The following is a 22,511-nucleotide window of genomic DNA, read 5'->3' as shown; positions in this document are numbered from 1 at the left end:
GATCCTTAATGCCCTGCCAGCTTGGCAGGGTTTTAATAAAAAAATCAAACCGCTTCGTGGTTAGCCCATGTCTTAGTGGCTTCTACCGCGCGATGCCAACCTTTTAGGTATTGCTGGGATGTTTCTGCCGGCATTTCGGCGCTAAAGCGCTTATCTAATTGCCATTGGCTTTGCACATCGTCAATGCTTTTCCAGTAGCCCACGGCAAGGCCCGCTAGATAAGCCGCACCGAGTGCGGTGGTTTCGGTGATTTTGGGGCGAATCACATCTGTGCTTAAAATGTCGGCTTGAAATTGCATTAAGAGTGGGTTGACGCTGGCGCCACCATCGACGCGTAACTCTGGAATACTGATACCGGCATCGGCTTCCATCGCCTTCAGAACGTCAGCGGTTTGATAGGCAATGCTATCCAGTGCTGCACGAGCGATATGGGCTGATTTAGTGCCTAGCGTTGCGCCAAATAGAGAGCCACGTGCGTCTTGATTCCAGTGTGGTGCGCCAAGTCCTGCAAAGGCAGGTACTAAATAAACGCCGTCGCTATCGCTGACTTGGCCTGCTAGCTCATTCACTTCGGATGATTTGTTGATCATGCCAAGGCCGTCACGCAACCATTGCACCACTGCACCACCAATAAAAATACTGCCTTCCAGCGCGTATTCCACGCGATCGCCAATTTGCCAGGCGATGGTGGTGATGAGATTGTTGTTAGAGATGATCGGCGTTACACCGGTATTCATCATCATAAAGCAGCCCGTGCCGTAGGTGTTCTTAACCATGCCGGGGCGGGTGCATTGCTGGCCAAATAGCGCCGCTTGTTGATCGCCTGCAATGCCAGATAAAGGCACGCGGCTACCTAGGGTGGCTTCGTGGGTGTAGCCATAAATTTCGCTGGATGAGCGCACTTCCGGCAGCATGCTGGCGGGGATATCCATCAGCTCTAGTAGGTCTTTATCCCAGCTTAGGGTTTGGATATTAAATAGCATGGTGCGAGACGCGTTAGATACATCGGTGACATGCACTTCGCCCTGGGTGTAATTCCAGATAAGCCAGCTATCAATCGTGCCAAAGGCTAGTTTGCCTGCGTTAGCCAGCTCACGAGCGCCTGCTACATTATCTAAAATCCACTTGATTTTGCTGCCAGAGAAATAGGCATCGACCGGTAGGCCGGTTTTGGCGCGGATGGATGCTTCTAAACCCTGAGCCTTGATTTCATCGCAATACTGCGCGGTGCGGCGGTCTTGCCAAACAATGGCGTTATACACCGGCAGGCCAGTTTCGCGATTCCATACCACGGTGGTTTCGCGCTGATTGGTAATGCCGATGCCCGCTAATTGGGTGCTATCAATATTGGCGCGGGTAATGGCTTCGTGTGCCACGGTAGATTGACCAATCCAAATCTCGAGTGCGTCGTGCTCAACCCAGCCTGGCTGAGGGTAGATTTGTTTGAATTCTTTTTGCGCCATCGAGATGATGTCGCCTGCCTGGTTAAACAAAATTGCGCGTGAACTGGTTGTTCCTTGGTCAAGCGCCAAAATGTATTTTTCTTTCACTTTTATCCCCTTTGCATCTTGCGGCAAGCGATGTGTTAATTGGTGTGCATTTGGTGTTTAAGGCCCCGTATCTCTGGCGGATGGGTGGCCCATAAGACTAGAAAGGTGGCTGTTGCCGGTAAATGTTACTTTCTGATCATTTTTGATTTTAATCGTTGTAACGATGATTTATATCAGGGAATGCCGCAGCTTGTAATCGATCTTTTCCGACTACAAAAGCGCTAAGGCGAGCATTCCCAAGGGGTGTAAGCAAAAAAAGTGTTTTTTTGTTTGTTGCATTTTTATGCAAAATGGAACAAATAAAATAAAAATTCCTGCTGAAATCATATTTTTGCATAGGCGGAAAAAGGGCTAATGCTATGTTTAGCCAAGGTGCGAAGAGGGAGGAGCTGTATTTCTAGATCAATACAAAGCCTAATTGCCCTAAAAAAGTGCTGGGTATTCTGCTAATTAAAAGCCAGCATGAAATTCAGCGGGGAGTGATGAGGGGCCAAATCTTGAACCACAGAGATAATGAGAACATAAAGAACACAGATGAATACCCAAAATGCCACTTCGTCTGGCCTATGAAACTCTATGTACTTTGCGGTTTTAAGGTTTAGCTCATGCACGCCACAAGTATTTCTGCTTAGCGCATACAGGGGCGGGTGAAACCCCATATGCTCTAACTAAAGTTACATAGAGCCTGAGCTGTGCATGAAATGGCGCTAAACCTTGAACCACAGAGTAAAAGAAGAGCACAGAGGGTACAGAGAAAGGCTCAAAACAGAGCTTTATTTTCTCTGTGAAGCTCTGTGGGTCTTTGTGTTCTCTGTGGTTTAAGATTTAACCAGCTGATTCATATCATTATTTTTTGCTTGGCGCACATGGGGTGAAGCCCGCGTTTTTTAGCATTACTCGCGGGTTGCACCCGCCCTACGAATGGCATATTGCTTAAGTTGATAGGATTGGGTTTCACCCGCCCGACGATATTTATAATGAAATTGAGCAAGAGACATAATCAGGTATCTCTTTACCCGCTCAACAAAAACGCATGAGTAAAAGCTAGCCAGCACTTGGCGCTGCTGATGCAACGTAGAGTTGGGTTTTTGATTCTTTGATAACGTTTTCCATCGCCGCATCAACCGGTTTGTCGGTAAATAGCGCGGTGATTTGGGAGAGGTGGCCTTGGCGTGCCAAGGCGGGGCGGCCAAATTTGGAATGGTCGGCCACTAAAAAAACGTGCCGCGATTGCTTAATGATCGCCTCGGCGGTGCGTACTTCTCTAAAGTCAAAATCGCGCAGCGTGCCATCGGCCTCAATGCTAGAGATGCCGATAATGCCGTAATCCACTTTAAATTGATTAATAAAGTCGATGGTGGCCTCGCCTGTAATGCCTCGGTCCCGCCCCCGCACCATGCCGCCTGCAATAATCACTTCACAATCGTGATAGGTGCACATCATTGCCGCTACATTCAAATTGTTGGTAATTACATGTAGGCCATGATGGTGGCGCAGCGCTTTGGCGACTTCCTCGGTGGTGGTGCCTAAATTAATAAATAAAGAGGCGTTATTTGGAATATGCGCCGCTACCAACTCGGCAATTCTTTGTTTTTCTTCGATCAGCAGCACTTGCCTTGCGGCATAGGCCACATTTTCGACGCTAGATAGTGTGCTTACACCGCCATGTAGTTTTTGTACTAGCTTGTTTTCAACCAGCTGATGAATATCACGGCGGATGGTTTGCTGGGTGACATCAAAGTGCTCGGCCAGCTTGTCTACGCTGACATAAGCCTCTCTTTGCACCCATTTCAAAAGTTCTTGCTGGCGTAAATTAAGAATCATGCGGGGTTCTCAGTGGCTGGGCAGTGTGGGTAATGGGGATTAATTGCTTTTTATTAGTTTATCAAGCCCACGCAAGCTGCGCGATGAGAAAGTGTTTTTTTGTGTAGGGGTTTTTCATAGCAAACATTTACGAAAGTATAATGTTAGTATTTTGTTGTTTTGTATTTGTTTGTGTATTATTTTGGGTAATAGTCAATAAAGTTCACCGCATCTGGGGCCAAAACGTGGAAGAGAAAATTTACGATGTACTGGTAGTTGGAGGGGGGATTAATGGGGTCGGGATCGCGCGAGACGCGGCTGGCCGTGGGCTTTCTGTTTGCCTGTGCGAAAAAGACGATCTGGCGCAGCATACGTCGTCCGCCAGTTCTAAGCTCATTCATGGTGGCTTGCGCTACTTGGAATATTACGAATTTGGCTTGGTGCGCAAAGCACTGCAAGAGCGCGAAGTGCTGCTGGATTTAGCCCCACATATTATTTGGCCGCTGCGTTTTGTGATGCCGCACGATCCAGAGGGCCGTCCTAAGTGGCTGATTCGTACAGGATTGTTTCTTTATGATCATTTGGCTAGCCGAAAAGTTTTAAAGGGTACAGAAACCATCCGTTTTGATCGCCATGCTTCGGGCCAGCCATTAAAAGCAGGCTATACCCATGGTTTTGCTTACTCCGATGGCTGGGTACAAGATGCGCGTTTGGTGGTGCTCAATGCCATGGATGCGGTAGAGCGCGGTGCCGTGGTGTACACCCAAACCGCTTGCGTGGCGGCGAAGCGCGAACAAGATTTATGGCACTGCACCTTACAAGGTGCCAGCGGGGCGCAGACGGTTAAAGCACGCACTGTCGTCAATGCAGCAGGGGCTTGGGTGGAATCCGTACTTAAAAATGTAGTCGGGCAAAGATCAGTACATGCGCTGCGTTTGGTGAAAGGCAGCCATATTGTGGTGAGAAAATTATTTGATCATGCCGATGCCTATATTTTTCAGAACCCTGATAAACGCATTATTTTTGCTATTCCTTACGAAAAAGACTTCACTTTAATTGGCACAACCGATGTTGAATACCACGCCGACCCTGCCAAAGTAAGTATTGATAAAGACGAAATAGCCTACCTTTGCCAGATGAGTAATCGCTATTTTGAGCAGCAAATCAGCCCTAAGGATGTGGTGGCCACCTTTTCTGGCGTGCGCCCTTTATTGGATGATGCCTCTGGCAATGCCGCCAGCGTGACCCGTGATTACTCTTTGGAATTTGATGCTAGCCAAGGCTTGCTATCGGTCTTTGGCGGCAAGATTACAACGTATCGTAAGCTGGCAGAGCAGGCTGTTGATCTACTTGCACCCCATTTGGGTAATCAGCACCCGTCATGGAGCGCCAGCAAACCCTTGCCAGGTGGTGATCTAAATGGGACTTTTGAAGCATTTATGCAAAGCTTAGCGCATGAATATGCATGGCTCCCTAGTGATTTATTACAGCGCTATGCTCGTACTTATGGCTCACGCACGGCGGTATTGCTTAAGGGTAAAAAATGCGTGGCCGATTTAGGCGAGGCTATTTTGCCGCAGCTCTATGAGGCGGAAGTGCGCTATTTAATGCAATTTGAATGGGCAAAAAGCGCCGAAGATATGCTGTGGCGCAGAACCAAATTGAAACTGCATTTGCCGCTAGGTGCTGAAGAAGTATTAAACCAATGGCTGTCCCATCAAACAAGCCGTGCGGCGGTGCTCGTTTAATCAAGGAAACATAATGCAAGCGATGGATATGCAAGACGCAACGGTAAGCTGCCCAGTGAATATAGCAGCACCGCGTGCAAGAATGGTGGTGGCTAATTGGAAGATGTTTGGCAATCTTGCGCTCTGCAGGGAAAGCTTGCCACGCCTTGCAGACGCAGCGAATGCAAAAGTTGAGCTAGTAGTATGCCCACCTGCGCCTTATCTGGGCGAGGTGGGGCGGCTGGCTAATCGCTCTGGCGTGCATTACGGCGCGCAAGATGTGGCGGAGGTCACACATGGTGCACGCACGGGTGAATGGTCGGCCACCATGCTGGCTGAGCTGGGTTGCCGCTATGCGATTGTGGGGCATTCCGAGCGCCGTGATCGGCATCGCGAGTGCAACCAAACCGTGGCAGTAAAAGCGGCCATGTGTATTGCTGCTGGGGTGATCCCGATTGTGTGTGTCGGTGAGACGATGGAGGATCGAGAGGGCGGCAAAACCGAGGTGGTCTTGGCCGAGCAGATCAACGCTATTTTGCAACTCATGCAAAAAAAAGCCGTGTTTGTGCTGGCTTATGAGCCGGTCTGGGCGATTGGCACAGGGCTTGCGGCAACGCCAGAGATGGCCCAAGACGTGCATGCTTTTTTGCGCCGTCAGTTGGCGCTGTTTGTGCCTGAATGGGGTGAATCTGTGACCATTTTATATGGTGGCAGCGTAAAAGCAGACAATGCCGCATCGCTATTTGCCATGCCGGATATTGACGGTGGCTTGGTAGGGGGCGCCTCTTTGAATGTGCTGGATTTACTGAGTATTTACCGCTCAGCCATGATTTAAATTCCGTTCGTCTTAGCGCACTTTGCTTTGTGCGCATAAAAAGCCCGTTAGCTTCATTGCTAGCGGGCTTTTTTGTGTTTGAAGCCAATGAAGTATTGGTTGTGTATTGCATTTGCTTTCTTGAATATTATTATAGACTTTCATTTCTTTGCTTTGGCGTTCTTTTATAACTAATAATTTCATTGAAATGTATTGCTTAAAATCTATATTGGTTTTCGAGTAAGTCTGTTTTTATTATTTGAAATTTTTTAGTCAGTATTTTTTGGGTTTGGTAAGTTTACCTAAGGGCCAGAGGCGGTATGGGATTTGTGCCGTATCCAGTGCTCAGTTGCTCTGCTTTTCAATGGTCGTTGGGTTTTTAAAGCCTAAGACTACGTTTGCTTTTTGATGAGTCAATGGAGTGAGTCATGCAAAATACGTGGATAGAAACAAGCAATGTTGCCCAGTTTCAGGGTGCTAGTTGGGATAACTGGATTGGCACCAAAGCGTGCGGTAGCGTGGAGGTGGCTAGAGAATATGCCGAGCTTAATACCGAGGTCAGTTTTTTTTTCTATTGCCGCCAAGGCATGGTGCTTACCAATGGCCGCAGCTTTAGCCCCGGTGATGCGGCTTTTTTCTCTGGTCAACCTTGGTATGGCAGTGCGCCACAATGCGATTCTTATCAGAAAGTAGTGTTTAACACGCCTGCCTTTATTAATGATTTCCCAGTGGATTCGGCTCAGGATAATGCGACCAGCCTGCAGTGGAACACCAATATCAGCGGGTTTACGGCTCAGGCGATTCTGGGCGACCCGTGGAATTTGCTTTACGCCAACAATCAGACTTCTTATTTTGACACCAATTTCACCACGATTCCCAGCACGGCCACGGCTACTTTAATTCACTGGACGGCTTTTCCAAACCGCCTAGGCCAGTATCTGGGTAAAGGTGCTTATCCTGCCAATCCTTATAATTATTCAGCACAGCAATTGTTTGCCATTGCCGATCAATATGGCACTACCGAGGTGCCTATCCCTGCTTTTCAAAATATCCCCACCCAGCTTTGCCCGCAAGCCACATGGAATAGCGAGCTGCATATGTACGGCCCTTACGGCCCGCGTGGCTGGCAGGATGAGTATTGTGAGTGGAGCGTAGTACGCGATCCGCAGAGCGACAAAATCACCCGCATTGATATGACCTGCGAAAACCCAGAATACTGGAACACGCTGTGGATGATAGACCCACAAAAAGTAGCCGATGTGTATTCCTCCACCTTAAGCTTTGGCGCGCCTGCTTCGAGCCAAGTTGTTGTGCCCGTGAGCGATTTGTATTTGCGCGACCCAGCCACTCAAGCCATTGTGATCGACCCTTCTACGGGGCGTCCTGCGTATAATCCGCTTAATAAATGGAATAGCGGCCCGATTGCGGTGCGGGGGAGCAGCAGTAATTATGGCGGGGCAATGCATCTAACCAGCACGCCTAACACCTTGCAGACAGAAATGGCGCTGGCAGGTGGTGCCACTATTCAGCGTGTATGCGGTAATAGCGTGCCGCAAACGCTGATTTGCTGCGCGCAATACGGGCAGGCTTATCGCAATAGTGATCCGCATATTGGGCAATCCGTTAACCAGGTGATTGGTGGGCAGGCAACGGGGGCACCGTGTAAAGCCGCGCTGGCTAACCCAACGGGTTTGTATATTCAAGTGCCTGATTTAAGCGGCTTTACCCTACCGGCAGATCCAAAACTACCTGCAAATGCTTCGGCTCAGGATTGCTGGCAAATTGTGCGTGGCTCGGCAGCGTTAACCGATCCAGTCACCGGCATGTTGTTTGGTGCCACCACAGCATCGCCACAAAATGGCGGCAATTTTGTGCTGCATGCGGTGTTTCAGCTGCCAGCGTCTTGGGTGGCGGCGGGGGTGTCGTTTACGATTGGCGATATTACCGATGCATCGGGCGAGCCTATTCAGTGGGGCGGCCAGCTAACACAGCAAATGTCGATTGGCTTATGGGCGCGCCCAGTAACGGTTTCGGCCGCACCTGCCAGTGAAGCTTGCGTCTTGCCTCCACCTGCTGGCGTTACACCACCGGCTACACCTGTGCCACCAGATTACGCTCAGCCACTACAGCTATTCCACGCTGCCATTTGGAATGCCAGCTTTAATACCCCAGTTAGCAATCCAATGAATACGCCCATTCCCTTGGTCAGCAATTCAACCTTGATTGCGCCGATTGCTCGCCTTGGGCAAAGCAATATTCCCATGGTGCTGACTTGCTCAGCGCAATTGGGGCCGCAGGGGCAATTGCCCGTGGCAGATTTTGGCCCCGATGTAACCGTGCTTGTTAGCAACTTTAACGACAACATTAACTACGCCGTGCCGGGGAATTCCTATCCATCTCAATGCGCTTCAGTCAATCTGCAAGTGAGTATTGGGGCCAATGCGGAGCTTGGGCTGCGTGGCCTTACGCTGACTAATTATGGTGATCCTGTGCAAGCGGCTATGCCTGCCTTACTTAATATTATCCCTGCCTAAGAGAGGTTTGCCATGCTGAGATTAAATCGTGCTGATTGGCTGCTTGCTTGCCTTGCGCTAGGGGCAAAGACGGCCGCTGCGGCTTGCCCAAGTTGGTCGGGCGTGCCCGTTATGCAGCCTATTATTCCTTGCGATTCACAGGGCACTAATCAGAACGCGTTTAACAACTTGGCATGGCAGCAATTTATTACTCTTAACTGGGCAGCCGACCCCAATCTACCGGGGCAGCCAGATGCCAGCGTGCCTGCCTCTGCTTTTGGCGTGGCAGGCACGGCCAGCCCAGTGGTTTGGGAAAGCTATAAAGAATCATCAGAGGTTTTTCGCCCAGATGGTAAACCGCCGGTGCCGTGGCAAACCAAGCAGGCGGTGCCATTGGCGATGCGTTCGCTGATGAAAAGCAAAACGCTGAAGGCAACATCAGCTTTTGGCGTGAAAGGTTTGTATCTGACGTCTAAATTTGGCGCAGCCCCTGTGCCTGCTTTAAAAGATATTGCCGAGGCGGGTACCAATGGTGCGTGGCTAACCGCGCAGCCTAAAATGAATAATTATCTCACCCTGTTTGAAAAGCGGCTGAATCAGGATGAATACAACTATATCAATCAGAACCAGCTGTATATCGCCAATAAGCAGCCTGCTTTTGCCACCACACAGGGGCTGAATTTACCCGATGGCTCGGCAACTTTCTCGACTTATGGCACGGTGGGAGCGATTGAAATTAAAGCGGCATGGATAGAGCTGGATGACCCCACACTCTGGCCAATGTTTAAAACATCCCAAGCATGGGTGAGCTATCCAGTGGCGGGCGGCGGCAATACCCCTCCCAAGCAGGTGACGGTGGGATTGGTGGCCTTACACATTATTCGTAAAACCCCCAATGCCCAGCAGTTTATGTGGAGCACGTTTGAGCATGTGTATAACGCACCCAGCAAAACCGAGCTAACGGCCCCGCCCTTACCTTGGTATACCTATTACAATTTGAGCTGCAATCCGGCCAGCGATTACTATCAATGCGTGCAAAATAAAATGCCGGTGGCGGGTAAAGATCCTTATAGCGCGGCCGTACAGGTGGTGCGCACCACGCCCATCAGCAACACCACCGCCAATAATATTGCCGCGCTCAATAGCAATACTTGGGCCACGATTAAAGCGGCTAATCCAAGCTCGGTGTTTTTAAATTACCAACTGGTGAATGTGCTTTGGCCCAATAACAACACCCCCATTTATCCTGGTGCGACCGCACCTCTCTACGATGGAAACGCCCAGCCACCCGTCGCTCAGCAACCCGTGGCGAATACCGTTTTGGAAACCTATCACCAGAACATCAATTGCCTGAGTTGCCACACGGGGGCGACTATCGCAGGAACGGACGCCACGCTGGCTAGCGATTACTCTTTCTTGTTTTCTGAGGCGGGGAATCCCGTGACTCAGCTTAAAAAAAGCAAATTGATGCGAGTAAAAATACCGCAGCCACCGCGCTAAGGGCTTAAGGCTATGGCGTTGGCTGAAACATCTTTAGCCACTATATGACGCACCAAGGCTATTTCTTCACAAAAGGCATGTTCGTGCTTTGGGTGTTTGAGTGGACGGCGTATTTTTGCTTAATGGCAAGCGCTAGTCTGGAAAAATCACCCGCTCTTTTAGATAGCCACCGCCTTCTCTGCGTGTCCAAGATTGGGTGGTGATAATGCCATTGCGTAATTCAGGGGCATTTGCATCGGTTAATACAGGGAACATTTGATCCGTTTTAAGCTTATCTTGTTCTTCTGGTGTAAATACGCGCTCGCTGTCTTTTTTGAGGGCCTGCTTATCTTTTAATCGCTGGCTGACTTCTGGATCTGCCTGTGTGTTTTGGTAAACTTTTTCATCATAGGGGTGGCCTGGTTTGGGCGGTTTTTTCTGCATTTCTAGCAGGCGCTCAGATTTTTCTTCTTTGGTAACGTAGCCCGCCAAATAAAATCCTGACAGTGAATCATGCACGTGTTCATCAAGCAGCTGTAGCGCAGGCGCAAGGGTGCTGCTAGGGGCTTGATCAAAAATGCTGAGCGCAAGTTTTTCAATGGCATCTGGGGCGTGTCGCCAGTCAGATAACTTAAGCGCTCTTTGATTGGCAAGCGCCGCGTTCTCTTGGGTATTGATATCATCAGAGCGCCGATCGCCCATGGCTGGCCTTGGCCTGCCGCCTGCTTTCCTTTCCCTTAATAGCTTTAGATCGCCCTGTAATAGCTGATTATAACTACGCAAATCTTCCTGATCCTGAGGGCTTGCCGCCTGAAACGCCTTAGAGCTTTCTAGCCCATTAATATAGAAATGCCGGTATTGATAATACAAAGTCATATGCGCACGAACCACCTCTGCATAACTACCGTTAAAAGCATCGGCGGCCATATAGAGATTCCAGCGCTCGGCTAATTGGGCATCAAGCTCATAATCTTTCTTAAGCTTGTCATCCATTTCTTCATAAAGCGCCAATGGCACGCCCGCTATTACCGCCTCTTTATGCATATGCAATAAAGGCACTTGCGATAGCATCCTGCCCATTGATCCTGCTCGCCCTTGGTCTTTTAGGCCATAGCCGCCACCCACATCCGAATGCACGCCAGGATAAATATATTCGCTGGCATTGCCGCCTAATACACGGGTCACGGGGAAATTCATTCGCAGCTCGTGAGCGGCAATAAAATGCACGGTTTTTTTAACGAGGCTAGGCAAAGGCTTTAAGGTTTCTGAGGCCCAATCAAAATGCCCATTGGCAAACCATAGCGGTGTGGTTTCGGCTGCAGAATTAGCCAAGCCCACCGATGCAACAGAATCAAATAGGCCAAGAAAATTAATCTCTAAGGGTATTCCACAGAGCGTGCCATGATCTAAGGCCGCATCTAGCCAGCAACAAAATGCCCGCGCCTCAATCGCCCCACGAGAAAAACCAAATACCGATACCCTAATTAAAGGAATAGCTGGCTTAGGCTTAGCGCTACGCACTTCCTGCAATTTGGCATTTAATTCTTCTCTTAAATCGGCAAACCAAGTTTTACGATTAGGCCGCTCACGGCGCATTTGTGGATCGTAATTGTTTTGCTGTTCTACATCGCGTTTATATTGTTCTATTTTTTTTGCAATGCCTTCTTCATCTAACCAATCACTGTTGTTATTTATTGCTTTATAAACAGCATTATAAACATGGAAAAGAGCATATAAAATTCTTGCTTGACCACCTTTTGCCATTGCCTTGCCATCAGCAGTCTCTCTGTATTCCTTGTTGGCCTTGAATCGTGTACCAACACCTGGGACATAGATCGCATAACAGCCATCTTTTAGGAGCATATCTTCTTGTTGGCTGGTTTTGTGTACTTTAAATAAGCGAACAATATTGCTGTGTGAGTAATCTTTTTCATCACGTATCATATTGTTATTCGTACCATCGAAAAATATACCAATTGACACCTTTAATTGGCATGTTATTGGTGATGTTGGCTTATCGGTGCAGATAAGTGCAAAAACTACGTTTGGGGGTAAAGATAGTTCTTGTTTTGCATTGTCAGCTATTTTTTTTGTGTAGGAAATAGAGTCATTATTCTACCTCTGGAGGAGGCGTTAGGGCATCCCTTAAAATTGGATGATCTGGGCTTAATGCAGTTGCATAAGCTGATGAAATGACCCGAACTTGGTCATTTGCAAAAAAATGAACATATAAAGTGCCAGCTTTTGTATAAGGCATGATTGTGGTGTGTTTTTCTATCCAGTTATCTTCTCCCTTGATAGGCCTATTCCAGCGTACTTTTACTTTCATCCTTGGTTGCCACTTAATAGGGAGTCTATAGCCCCCTGCTACTAAACCACCGCAGTTTCCTCCCCCCTCCATATTGCTACTAAAAGGTTCTTGCACGTAATATGAATGGACATAGCCAGATTTGTGTGTGACGCAAGTTGTTGAAACCCCAATCATCGGGATTTCTTTTTCTAGCTCAGCCGCAGCCCGTGCTTTGTTTTCAGCAATTTCATTCTGCCCAGGAAAACGCTCATAACTACTGCATGCGCTCATTGTAAATAATGCAATTGCAGTAATTAAGAAACGTACGGGTATATTTTTCTTAATATCCATATTAAATCCTTGTTTTTCAACGATAGGGGAGGTGTTTTTATATAATTTATTAATTTAATTTTCTGTAAGCGTTAATACATCTTTAGCATTATTGGATATGCTCTTTAGAGCGGCAAGCAAACTCATTATTCTACCTCTGGAGGAGGTGTGGTTGCATCCTTGGCAATTGGATGGCGTGGGCTTGATGCTCCTGCATATGCAGAGGATACAACTCTGACTTGATCATTTTCAAAGAAATGAACATATAAAGTCCCTGCTTCGTCATACGGCATGATTGTTGTCTGTTTTTCCACCCATTCACGACCATTAGGCTTCCAACGTACTTTTACTTTCATTCTAGGCTGCCATTTTTGAGGTAGCTGATATCCCCCTGCTACTAAGCCGCCGCAGCTTCCTCCCCCTGCCATGCGGGAACTAAATGGCTCTTTTATATAGTATGAAGAAACGTAATCCACATTGTCATGCTCAATACATTTTAGTGATACCCCAATCATCGGGATTTCTTTTTCCAACTCAGCCGCAGCCCGTGCTTTGTTTTCAGCAATTTCATTCTGCCCAGGAAAACGCTCATAACTACTGCATGCGCTCATTGTAAATAATGCAATTGCAGCAATTAAGAAATGTACGGGTATATCTTTCTTAATATCCATATTAAATCCTTATTTTTTCAACAATGAGGGTGTGTTTTTATATTATTAATTTAATTTTCTGTAAGCGTTAATACATCTTTAGCGTTATTGGATATATTCTTTGGAGTGGCAAGCAAGCTCATTATTCCACCTCCGGCGGTGGGGTTACAGCATCTCTTTGAATGGGATGATCAGGGCTTGATGGAATGGTGTATGCAGATGAAATGACCCTGACCTGATCATTTTCAAAGAAATGGACATACAAAACACCTGCCTGATTGTAGGGCATAATTGTGGTGTATTTTTCTATCCAATTATCTTCTCCTTTGATTGGTCTATTCCAGCGTACTTTTACTTTCATCCCTGGTTGCCAAGTTCTTGGCAGGTCATACCCAGCGGCTACAAGCCCACCACAGCTCCCCCCACCGGCCATGCGGGGGCTAAATGGTTCTTTAACATAAAAAGAATAAATATAACTAACATTTTTGTGTTGAATACATTTCATTGATACCCCAATCATGGGGATTTCTTTTTCCAACTCAGCCGCAGCCCGTGCTTTGTTTTCAGCAATCTCATTTTGCCCAGGAAAACGCTCATAACTACTGCATGCGCTCATTGTAAATAATGCAATTGCAGTAATTAAGAAATGTACGGGTATATCTTTCTTAATATCCATATTAAATCCTTATTTTTTCAACAATGGGGGTGTGTTTTTATATTATTAATTTAATTTTCTGTAAGCGTTAATACATCTTTAGCGTTATTGGATATATTCTTTGGAGTGGTAAGCAAGCTCATTATTCCACCTCCGGCGGTGGGGTTACAGCATCTCTTTGAATGGGATGATCTGGACTTGAGGCCCCATCATATGCGGATGAAACAACTCTGACTTGATCATTTTCAAAAAAATGCACATACAAAATCCCTGCCTTTGCATACGGCATAATCGTGGTGTATTTTTCTACCCATTCACGCCCATTGGGCTTCCAGCGTACTTTGACTTTCATTCCCGGCTGCCAAGTTCTTGGGAGGCGGTAACCGCCAGCAACTAAGCCACCACAATTCCCTCCCCCCTCCATATTCTGGCTAAACGGTTCTTGTACATAATAGGTATGAATGTAAGAAACGCCGGGGTGCCCAATGCACTTTGTTGAAACCCCAATCATCGGGATGTCTTTTTCCAACTCAGCCGCAGCCCGTGCTTTGTTTTCAGCAATTTCATTTTGCCCAGGAAAACGCTCATAACTACTGCATGCGCTCATTGTAAATAATGCAATTGCAGCAATTAAGAAACGTACGGGTATATCTTTCTTAATATCCATATTAAATCCTTATTTTTTCAACAATGGGGGTGTGTTTTTATATTATTAATTTAATTTTCTGTAAGTGTTAATACATCTTTAGCGTTATTAGATATGCTCTTTAGAGTGACGAGTAAGCTCATTGTTCTACCTCTGGAGGAGGTGTGGTTGCATCCTTGGAAATTGGATGGCGTGGGCTTGATGCTCCTGCATATGCAGAGGATACAACTCTGACTTGATCATTTTCAAAGAAATGAACATACAAAACCCCTGCTTTAGTGTAAGGCATAATTGTCGTATATTTTTCTATCCATTCACGTCCATTGGGCTTCCAGCGTACTTTGACTTTCATTCCCGGCTGCCATTTCTCTGGTAATCGATAGCCACCAGCAACTAAGCCACCACAATTACCACCCCCTTCCATATTCTGGCTAAACGGTTCTTGTACATAGGAGGTATGAATGTAGGAAACACCGGGGTGTCCAATGCACATTGTACCTACCCCAATCATCGGGATTTCTTTTTCCAACTCAACCGCAGCCCGTGCTTTGTTTTCAGCAATCTCATTCTGCCCAGGAAAACGCTCATAACTACTGCACCCGCTGATTGCCAATAGAGCAAGAGTGGTGATTAAAAAATGGATTGATATTTTAATTAACATATATATTCAGTGTATTTACAGTGCATAAATTAATTAATCATTGCCTAGCGCCAGAATGAGGCGGGTAGGTGGTTGATGGATTCGTTTAAATCTTGGCCATCCTTTAATTTATTCTTTAATGTCTGATAATCCGCAGACTGATTTAAATCGCCTGCGCCCATAAGCTGCAATAATGCCATTTCAAGCATTTCTGGCGCGGTATTTAGCTGCACGTCATGTGCATCTTGTATGCCTTGCTGTACGCGTTTAAATTGCTCGGTTAGCGTAAAGGGTAGCAAGATGCTGCTGTGCTTCTCTTGAATAGTCGCCAGAATAGAATCTGCTGTTGCGGCGTCTAGCATTTGGGCGAATTGCTGCTCGTCCATTTTTAATACGCCTAATTCTTTGCCCCAAAGCAAATCTGCTTGATTGCTGCCAAACTGACGTTGAATTACCCCAAAGCGGTCTAAAATAAACCAGCTATGCAGAGGGGCAAGTAAGGTGTTTAATTGTGGCTTATTCAGCACATTAAATAGTGCTGGCAAAATACGCGTATCGGCGTAGCGTAAAGGCCATTCTGTATTGTCTTCGCAATAGACTTTTAATAAATATTCTAGGTGTTGCTTCAGTGCGCCAAGCTGAGCTTGGCTGCGAATAAAGCTAAGCATGGGCTTGCCCTGGCAAAGCGTGATGATTTTTTCTATCTCTGCTTCATTGCTAATCCAATATAGGCGGGGGGAATAAGCATCCATATCCGCTAATTCGGTTTCTTGATAGAGCGCGATGGATTGCATTTTTCGCAATGCTTTGCGAATCGTTAAATCAAAGGCGCAATCAATCAGCGCATAAAGCGATCCTTGCTGAGCCGTGGCAGCAATATCGGCATAAAACGTATCTAAATCTTGAATCGGCTCTACTAAATTTGTCATTGATCTGCCTCTTAAGCGATAAAAGGGCTGCCTGATTTCATGGCGGCCAATAAGCAGGGAATACATACCGTATTAGGAAACTGTGGCAATGGCGGGCTCATTTTTGCTGGCCCGCTCCAATCATGGCTGCCGCCTTTAATGCTCACCTGGCCCGGCGCGTGCAGATCAATTTTGCCGTCTTTAATACGAATATAAGCACCGCCCGCGGTGAGTAGAATTTCTTGCTTGGCGTTGAAAAGGCCCTTGCCCTTGATAGCGGTAAGCTTGACGCTTTTATCGCCGGTGATTTCAATATCATCACTTTGCGCTTGTAGCTGGATTTTGCCTTTGGCGGCGATGAGTTTTAGCGCGATTTGCTCTTTTACCCCCGCCACAAATAGGCTGATGTGTGATCCCACATTATGAATCCAGCGGCGGCCAGTGGTTTGGTTGCTGTCTCTTTGGGCGACCAGATCGAGGTTAGTTCCGGCAGCCAGCGTCTGGCTTTGCGGGCTGGTGATGGCCACGCCGTCTTCCCCGTGTAGCAGGATGATTTTTTGCTGGCCCGCTTGGTCTTGGGATTGACTCTTGCCGTCTTTATCGGTGTTGCTACCCGCTGCAAAGCTTTTGCTGGCGTGCACGTGGTGGTGCAGATGGCCGGTGGTCTTTTTATCGCCTACGCTATTGTCTGGCTTGATGGTTTGATCATCTTCGCCGGTTTCTATGCTGTCGGCGAGTTGGTGCGTTGCTGTTTCGCCTAGGCTTTGGGCTAAGGCGAGGGCGGCTTCCAGCTGGCTTTGCGCGGGGCTGTGGTCTAGCTGCTTGCCGCTTGCGCCGCTTTTGGCTTCGGTGCTGATGAGTAGGCCGTTGGCTCTAATTGCGCCTTGATTATCGCTGCGTAGCTCAAATCCTTCGCCGCGTGGCTCACCTTTGCCGTCGGTACGCGGGTGGATTAAATAGCCAAGGTTGAGCTGGGTTTTACCGTGCTCGCTAGATAGTTTTGTGCGTACTTCGCCTTTTGTATCGTCAAACAGCAGCTCGCCGTATTGGCCGCCTTCAAATTCTTTACTCTTAATGCCTGATAGGGTTTTATTGGCGGGCAAGCTGCCTGCGCCGCTAAAGTTTGGAGGCGGATGAGATCCGTTGTGGACCACGGCGGTAACGATGGGCCGGTCGATATCTCCCTCAATAAAATCCACCAAAATTTCCTGGCCGATTCGCGGAATAAACTGGTGGCCAAAGCCTGCTCCGGCGGATGGCATGGAAACACGAATCCAGCAGGACGACTTATCGTCTAGGTTTGCGCCAAATTCTGGGTGCTCATTTGATCTTTGCCAGTGCATCTGAATTTTTATTCGGCCTTGCTCATCGGTATGGACTTCTGCACCGGCAGGGCCAACCACGGTGGCGGTTTGCACGCCTCGGCTGCTTGGTTTGCTCAGCGGGCCATGAGCAAAGGCAGGTGTCAGCGGCTGGCCGCGTCTTTGGGCGGTGAAATCGACTTGATAAGGAGCGGGAGCAATTGCGCCCTTTGCCGCTGAAGCTGCCAGTAAGCTCGGGGCAGCCATCAGTAGCTGCTGGCTTAAATCGGCTGGCAGGTTGTTGTTTGCGGTAAACGTCAGCGCCGTAATCGCAAATTCCCGATTTTCTGCGCTATCAAAATCGTGGGCGGGGTGATCCTCTAAGCGGAACCATTCACCCGCTTGCAGGCTGCGCAATGTGCCAGAGCCAGAAAAAGATTTCTTCTGGCTGTCGTGCGCTTGCTGACGCAATTGCGCCTAATGGCTTAGGCCTTCTGCATCACTGGCGTAATAGTGCGTCTGGGCATCGTAATCTTCAAGGCTAGCCTGAATCTGCTGCCCGCCATCGCCTTGATCGATACGGCTTTCATCAAAGCTTTGGTTTGCTGTGGTGGCTTTGTAATCAAAGCTGGCTAAAGACACTGTGCTGCTACCTACTTGGCGCTGGCTGGTCCATGTGGTGAGTGCATCTGATTCTTCCGTGCTGTCGGCTCTATGAAAGCGCACGGCAGAATCTGTGGTTTCCGGTAAGGCGTAAACGTCATCAAACAGAATCAGCTGAACTTGCGGGCTATCTCCGGCTAAATGCTTAAAACGCCATGCAATTCCTTCTTCATGAAGGATACGTAGTAGGAAGTCAAAATCTGATTCTCTGTACTGTAGGCAGTAGGAGCGTGGGGAATGTGTACCTGATAACTGAAGCTCCAGTGTTTGCACGCTGGCAAATACGGGATTAAGCGCCTGATGCTCGGCTAAAACCTGCTTAATAATCTCGGCTACGCTTAAATCTTGAAAAACGCGGGAGGTGCGGCGGTAGCGTAATAAAGAAAAAGGCGGCTCAATGGTCAATGCATATTTAGCAAAGCCGCCATCAGAGCCTAATAATTCTGCCTTAGAAATAACACCACAGCGCTCTATTGCTGCACCGTTTGCATCGATAACGCTCAGAACCACGGGCAAGCCAAGCAAAGATTTAAGCTCTAAGTGGCTATCGGGAGACAGGCATTCAAGCCGATAGCAATAAGCTTGGCTAATCCATTCGCTGCCGCTGATTTTTTGCGGTAAAAGCTGCTCGCCCCAAGCCGCACCATCGCCCAGCTGAAGGCTAATAAGGCGATTGTCTTGATTAAAGGCTGCGGCGAAGGAGCTAAGGATGTCGTTTAACAAAGTCATGGCTATCAGTCAGTGAAACATCGAAACTATATATTACACGCAACTGCAAGCATAGAAAACATGCATTACTTAACACTTACTTTTGTTATAAGTAAAATGCAATATTGACAAGATGCCATTCGGAAATTATTTTGCCCAATAGCCTTTTGCATTGTGTAAACGCGCACAAAAAACAAGCTTCATTTGGCGTGAATTAATAATTTTTTATTGGGTTTATTTTTTATTGATGATTTTATGAGAAAAATTAAAAAACATGTTCTTGATTTATATTCCGCTGCTTTATCAATTTTTCTGTTTATTGGTGGATGTGCTGCAATCTATTTTTCATCAGGCTATGTACACTTGCAGTGGCAGGCTTATCAAAGCCAGAATTGGCCGCATACAACGGCAATTGTTGAGAAAATTGACTTTATTTCATCCAAGCATAAGAACAAGACGTTTTTTGTAAATCAAATTAATTACCAATATTTACTGGCGGATCAAGCTTATCGTGGAGAGTATGAATCTGGCCGTAGCGATACCTTGGTGGAGCAACAGCAGCAATGGGCTGAATATTCTGTAGGAAGCACGTTGAGCGTTGCTTATCAGCCATCCAATCCATCTGCGGCATTTACACGTTTTGATCAGTTTCCGTGGTGGTTGCACGCCATTAAAGGGGTTGGGGTATTGCTGTTGAGTATGCTGCTATTTGTGTTAGGGGGTGTGGCGATTTTATCTACAATGGGTATTACATATAAAGAACGCCGCCCTAGCAAGCGTGAGCGAGCTGAATCGCAAAGGGTTAGGGTTGATGCAATTGCCCGTAAAAAAACGCAAGGTAAATGGCCTAAAAAAGCATAAATACACTTTGAATTCACGGGGCTGAAATAAGCAGCCTGTTTTTTTGAATTTTAGTCCGATTAAAAAAACGTTATCCCAAATATTTTTATTGGGGCCATTGCCGCTGTATTTTTGCCAATGCGGGAATGACGCCTCAAATGGCAATAGGGTTGAAAAATTTATTATGGAGTTTATTTATTTAAAGCGGTTTTAACCCGTCACCCTTTAAGCCCACCAGTAAAGCCTTGCCATCTGGATTAACTCTAAACTCGCCATATCTGGCCGCAGCCCAACGCGGTGCTTCGCCTTCTTTAAAAAACCAAGCGTCGCTGACTAATACCCAGCGGCCATTTTTTGGGCTGAGCTCAACTTTGAATTCGCCTGCTACCAGTGGCTCGCCGTGGTCGATACGCTGGGCGGTGGCTATGTTTCGTACGTCTTTTTTCATAATGATAAAGGGACGAGATGCATTGCTTAAATCGCCCACTGCTGGGGTATCAAAGGGGATTAGAAAATTAAGCCGCATAAAATCGCCCTGCATCAGGGAACGAGGATCGGAAGGGGCGAGTTCGACAAAGAGCGGCTGTCCGTGAGTGATTAGTGATTCTTTTTGCCAAATACCAATATTGGCGACAAGTAAGACGCTGATCGCTGAAAGTGCAATGCCAATTTTTTGCTTAGAAAAGAGGGGTGTTGTTTGGGCCAAAGGGGAGGTTTTACTAGGGGTTAATACTCGCCATGCCAGCGCGCCGAGCAGGGCGCCCGCCAGCATAAATAGCAGTGCTTTATTGGCGAGAGGCCAACTGAGCTGGTAGTAAAACGCGCCAATAATCCACACTGCCGCAAGGCCAGCGGTGCTTGCTACGCGCAATCGTCCGGCAATCAGGCTGATGGATAAGGCTAGAAATACCGCGCCAAGTGCGGGCATAAACCAAGCCAGCCCGATTAAGATCAGCGCCGCACCCGCATAGGGGCGCAGAAGGGGCCAGCTGCGGCCTAGCAAAAGGGCCGCGCCCAAGGCAAGGCTGGATGAGCAGGGGGCGAATAGCTTATTGATCGTTGCCGATTGGGGGGCTACTTCACTCAGGATTTCAGCAAAAATGCTATTGCTTAGGCTGGCACCCACAAGAAAAGCCATGCCAGAGCTGAAAGCCAATCCTGCTAAAGCGATGAGCAACCAGCCCGTAAAAAACGACTCAAAAGCGGCAGCAATTAAAGCTTTTGCGCCGTCATTTAATGAGGTGTGCTGCACTGCCATTGCAAATAACCACAGTAAAATTAGGGCGTGTAGGGCTAGCCAAAGCTCGATAAAGTCACTGTTATGGCCGTTTTTAATGCAGATCAAAATGGCGCTGCCGGTGAGGGCTGCAGATGCTGCGCCCAGTAATACACGCAGCCACGGCCTAGAAATGGCCCAAGTAAGCCCCCCAGCTAGCAGCGCCAGCATGGCGCAAGCAAGATGGTTGGGTAGGTGCTCAAATAGGCCATAAGCCAAGAGCGCCGATCCCACGATTAGGGCGGGGATGACGAGTTGCTCTACAAACAAAGGAATATCTTGCCCGCGTAGCAGCAAAACAGCGGCCGTTAAAACCAAGGCCCCCACTAAATAAGGCGCTGCCACGTTATGAATAATGGTGTCGCCAAGCAAGAGCCCCACTACGATCAAGAGCGGAATCGCGGCCAGCCATGCACCTAATGCCGTAAGCAGCACCACGGGCCAAGGGCGGCTTTCTGGTTTTTCAACGTGGGCATCGCTGGGTAAAATCCCTAGGGCGATGGCTTGTTTTAGGCGTTGATCTAAAGACGTGTGGCTCATAAAAGGGCTGCTTGGCGCTTAGATAGGCGCAGTAAAGTGCTAACGGTAAGGGCGAGTAAGCCAGCGGCAACCAAGCCTATTAGTAAAATTGCGCCAATAAAGTTGTCGTGCTGGCCATTGTTAAACAGCAGCTTGACTAGGCCAGTTACCAGCAGAATATTTAGGCTTAGGCTGATGATGCTTAGCCCGTAAATATCGAAAGAAGCGGTTTGGGCCATGGCGATAGCGGCAAGGGCAAATAGTAGTAAGCCTAAGTAATACAGGGCGCTTGTATCTTGCATCAGCAGTGCCGTGAAGGCGCTACTGCAGATCATGCTGCTGCTGAGGGTGATGGCGCTGCGAAAAGCCCAAAGGCCGCTGCCTTTTAAGTAGGGCATTTTAGGACTGAGCATAAAACTAAGCAGCAGGGATGCGCTCCAGCCTAGCAAAAAAATGCGCGTATCTTCTGGTTGCAGCCGCCAGCTATGGCCGGTATGTGCATAAACCCAAAGGGAAATTCCCGTGCTGATAATCAGCGCCCAAGGGGCCCATAGCGCATCGCTTCGGGCGCTTAAGCAAAGCGGCAGGGCCAATGCACCCCATAGCGCAAATAGCTGCCAAGGATCGGCCCCTGTTTGATAAGTTTGCCCAAAATAAGCGAACAGCCCGCCTATAGAAAGCAGCGCGAGTAGCGATAAAGGCACGCATGCTTTAGTCAAGCGCAGCGCCGCCACACAACACAATACGCAGAGTGATTGCAAAAGCACAAAGTGCCCCAGCCGCCCTAGGGTATCCCAGTTGGCGGCAATCCAAAAAATCAGCCCCAAGCCAAACATTGCTGCCGCAGCCATTGCGATCCCGCGAGGTAAGCGATCCGTCAGCGTTTCGGCATTGGCTTTGCTCAATGCATGCAATTGCTGCGTGGCTGACGCGTTTAGCTGGTATTTGGCTGCCAATGCGTAAAGGGTCAGGCGATCCATGTTTATTCCTATAAGGGCGCATTTAACTAACTGATGCTATGCACAATGACTGGTTATCCACGAAAAACACTAAATACACGAAAAAAATCGGATCAAGCTGGGATAACCTCCCGCTACTTTTTATCTTAATGCGTAGATGGGGTGCTTAATAACGACTTGATCTTGAATGAAATTATCCAAGTCAATTTAAAAGTAATGGTCATGCGGTATCTGTTTGTG

The 22,511-nt window shown here is 47.8% G+C and carries 18 protein-coding genes and 1 pseudogene; 5 read left to right on the top strand and 14 right to left on the bottom strand.

The genetic code is table 11. The annotated features are described in order from the left end of the window. Nucleotides 1-44: 44 nt before the first annotated feature. Nucleotides 45-1,550 (bottom strand): glycerol kinase GlpK, encoded by a 1,506-nt coding sequence (glpK, locus tag R6242_RS11055; protein ID WP_318426718.1) that lies wholly within the window; start codon nt 1,548-1,550, stop codon nt 45-47. 1,044 nt (nt 1,551-2,594) lie between these two features. Then, on the bottom strand, nt 2,595-3,374 hold the full coding sequence (locus R6242_RS11050) for a DeoR/GlpR family DNA-binding transcription regulator (protein ID WP_293933334.1): 780 nt from the start codon (nt 3,372-3,374) through the stop codon (nt 2,595-2,597). Nucleotides 3,375-3,598: 224 nt separating this feature from the next. Here R6242_RS11050 and glpD point away from each other — a divergent pair, with 224 nt between their 5' ends. Together glpD and tpiA are read left to right on the top strand one after the other, a co-directional pair. Next, nucleotides 3,599-5,101, top strand: coding sequence for a glycerol-3-phosphate dehydrogenase (glpD, locus tag R6242_RS11045; protein WP_318426714.1), 1,503 nt, complete (start codon nt 3,599-3,601; stop codon nt 5,099-5,101). 13 nt (nt 5,102-5,114) lie between these two features. Further along, nucleotides 5,115-5,915: a triose-phosphate isomerase gene (tpiA, locus tag R6242_RS11040; protein WP_318426712.1), complete on the top strand. Its 801-nt coding sequence runs from the start codon at nt 5,115-5,117 to the stop codon at nt 5,913-5,915. Between the two features lie 12 nt (nt 5,916-5,927). Here the strand turns inward: tpiA and R6242_RS11035 are convergent, their stop codons facing one another. Beyond that, nucleotides 5,928-6,098, bottom strand: a complete 171-nt coding sequence (locus tag R6242_RS11035; RefSeq protein ID WP_318426710.1) for a hypothetical protein — start codon at nt 6,096-6,098, stop codon at nt 5,928-5,930. A 224-nt stretch (nt 6,099-6,322) separates the two neighbouring features. Here R6242_RS11035 and R6242_RS11030 point away from each other — a divergent pair, with 224 nt between their 5' ends. Both R6242_RS11030 and R6242_RS11025 read left to right on the top strand, forming a co-directional pair. Next, nucleotides 6,323-8,428: a hypothetical protein gene (locus R6242_RS11030; protein WP_318426708.1), complete on the top strand. Its 2,106-nt coding sequence runs from the start codon at nt 6,323-6,325 to the stop codon at nt 8,426-8,428. Between the two features lie 12 nt (nt 8,429-8,440). After that, entirely contained in the window at nt 8,441-9,907 is a 1,467-nt protein-coding gene (locus R6242_RS11025; RefSeq protein WP_318426706.1) for a hypothetical protein, read from the top strand. A 132-nt stretch (nt 9,908-10,039) separates the two neighbouring features. On the opposite strand, the gene R6242_RS11020 is transcribed toward R6242_RS11025, so the two are convergent. The 9 genes and pseudogenes from R6242_RS11020 to R6242_RS10980 all read right to left on the bottom strand — a co-directional run. Beyond that, nucleotides 10,040-11,869, bottom strand: coding sequence for a DUF2235 domain-containing protein (locus R6242_RS11020; protein WP_318426704.1), 1,830 nt, complete (start codon nt 11,867-11,869; stop codon nt 10,040-10,042). A 127-nt stretch (nt 11,870-11,996) separates the two neighbouring features. Then, the gene (locus R6242_RS11015; RefSeq protein WP_318426702.1) at nt 11,997-12,527 is read right to left on the bottom strand and encodes a DUF3304 domain-containing protein; all 531 of its coding nucleotides are present in this window, start codon (nt 12,525-12,527) and stop codon (nt 11,997-11,999) included. 125 nt (nt 12,528-12,652) lie between these two features. Beyond that, nucleotides 12,653-13,177, bottom strand: a complete 525-nt coding sequence (locus R6242_RS11010; RefSeq protein ID WP_318426698.1) for a DUF3304 domain-containing protein — start codon at nt 13,175-13,177, stop codon at nt 12,653-12,655. 121 nt (nt 13,178-13,298) lie between these two features. Further along, the gene (locus R6242_RS11005; protein WP_318426696.1) at nt 13,299-13,832 is read right to left on the bottom strand and encodes a DUF3304 domain-containing protein; all 534 of its coding nucleotides are present in this window, start codon (nt 13,830-13,832) and stop codon (nt 13,299-13,301) included. Between the two features lie 121 nt (nt 13,833-13,953). Next, nucleotides 13,954-14,478 (bottom strand): DUF3304 domain-containing protein, encoded by a 525-nt coding sequence (locus R6242_RS11000; RefSeq protein ID WP_318426694.1) that lies wholly within the window; start codon nt 14,476-14,478, stop codon nt 13,954-13,956. Between the two features lie 118 nt (nt 14,479-14,596). Further along, the gene (locus R6242_RS10995) at nt 14,597-15,118 is read right to left on the bottom strand and encodes a DUF3304 domain-containing protein (RefSeq protein WP_318426692.1); all 522 of its coding nucleotides are present in this window, start codon (nt 15,116-15,118) and stop codon (nt 14,597-14,599) included. Nucleotides 15,119-15,162: 44 nt separating this feature from the next. After that, the gene (locus R6242_RS10990) at nt 15,163-16,026 is read right to left on the bottom strand and encodes a DUF4123 domain-containing protein (protein ID WP_318426690.1); all 864 of its coding nucleotides are present in this window, start codon (nt 16,024-16,026) and stop codon (nt 15,163-15,165) included. Between the two features lie 11 nt (nt 16,027-16,037). Continuing rightward, complete coding sequence (locus R6242_RS10985) at nt 16,038-16,646, bottom strand: DUF2345 domain-containing protein (protein ID WP_318426824.1); 609 nt, start codon at nt 16,644-16,646, stop codon at nt 16,038-16,040. Nucleotides 16,647-16,763: 117 nt separating this feature from the next. Further along, nucleotides 16,764-18,698 (bottom strand): annotated as a pseudogene (locus R6242_RS10980) (type VI secretion system Vgr family protein); the annotation flags it as partial. A gap of 234 nt (nt 18,699-18,932) precedes the next feature. Here R6242_RS10980 and R6242_RS10975 point away from each other — a divergent pair. Then, the gene (locus R6242_RS10975; RefSeq protein ID WP_318426688.1) at nt 18,933-19,538 is read left to right on the top strand and encodes a DUF3592 domain-containing protein; all 606 of its coding nucleotides are present in this window, start codon (nt 18,933-18,935) and stop codon (nt 19,536-19,538) included. 178 nt (nt 19,539-19,716) lie between these two features. Here the strand turns inward: R6242_RS10975 and R6242_RS10970 are convergent, their stop codons facing one another. Together R6242_RS10970 and R6242_RS10965 are read right to left on the bottom strand one after the other, a co-directional pair. Then, entirely contained in the window at nt 19,717-21,333 is a 1,617-nt protein-coding gene (locus R6242_RS10970) for a GDYXXLXY domain-containing protein (RefSeq protein ID WP_318426686.1), read from the bottom strand. Continuing rightward, on the bottom strand, nt 21,330-22,292 hold the full coding sequence (locus tag R6242_RS10965) for a DUF2157 domain-containing protein (protein ID WP_318426684.1): 963 nt from the start codon (nt 22,290-22,292) through the stop codon (nt 21,330-21,332). Before R6242_RS10965 ends, R6242_RS10970 begins: the two co-directional genes overlap by 4 nt. Nucleotides 22,293-22,511 lie beyond the last annotated feature (219 nt).

Origin of the sequence: Iodobacter sp. CM08, assembly GCF_033446605.1 — a bacterium.
Lineage (GTDB): Bacteria > Pseudomonadota > Gammaproteobacteria > Burkholderiales > Chitinibacteraceae > Iodobacter.
This window is presented reverse-complemented; position numbering and strand designations above follow the sequence as displayed.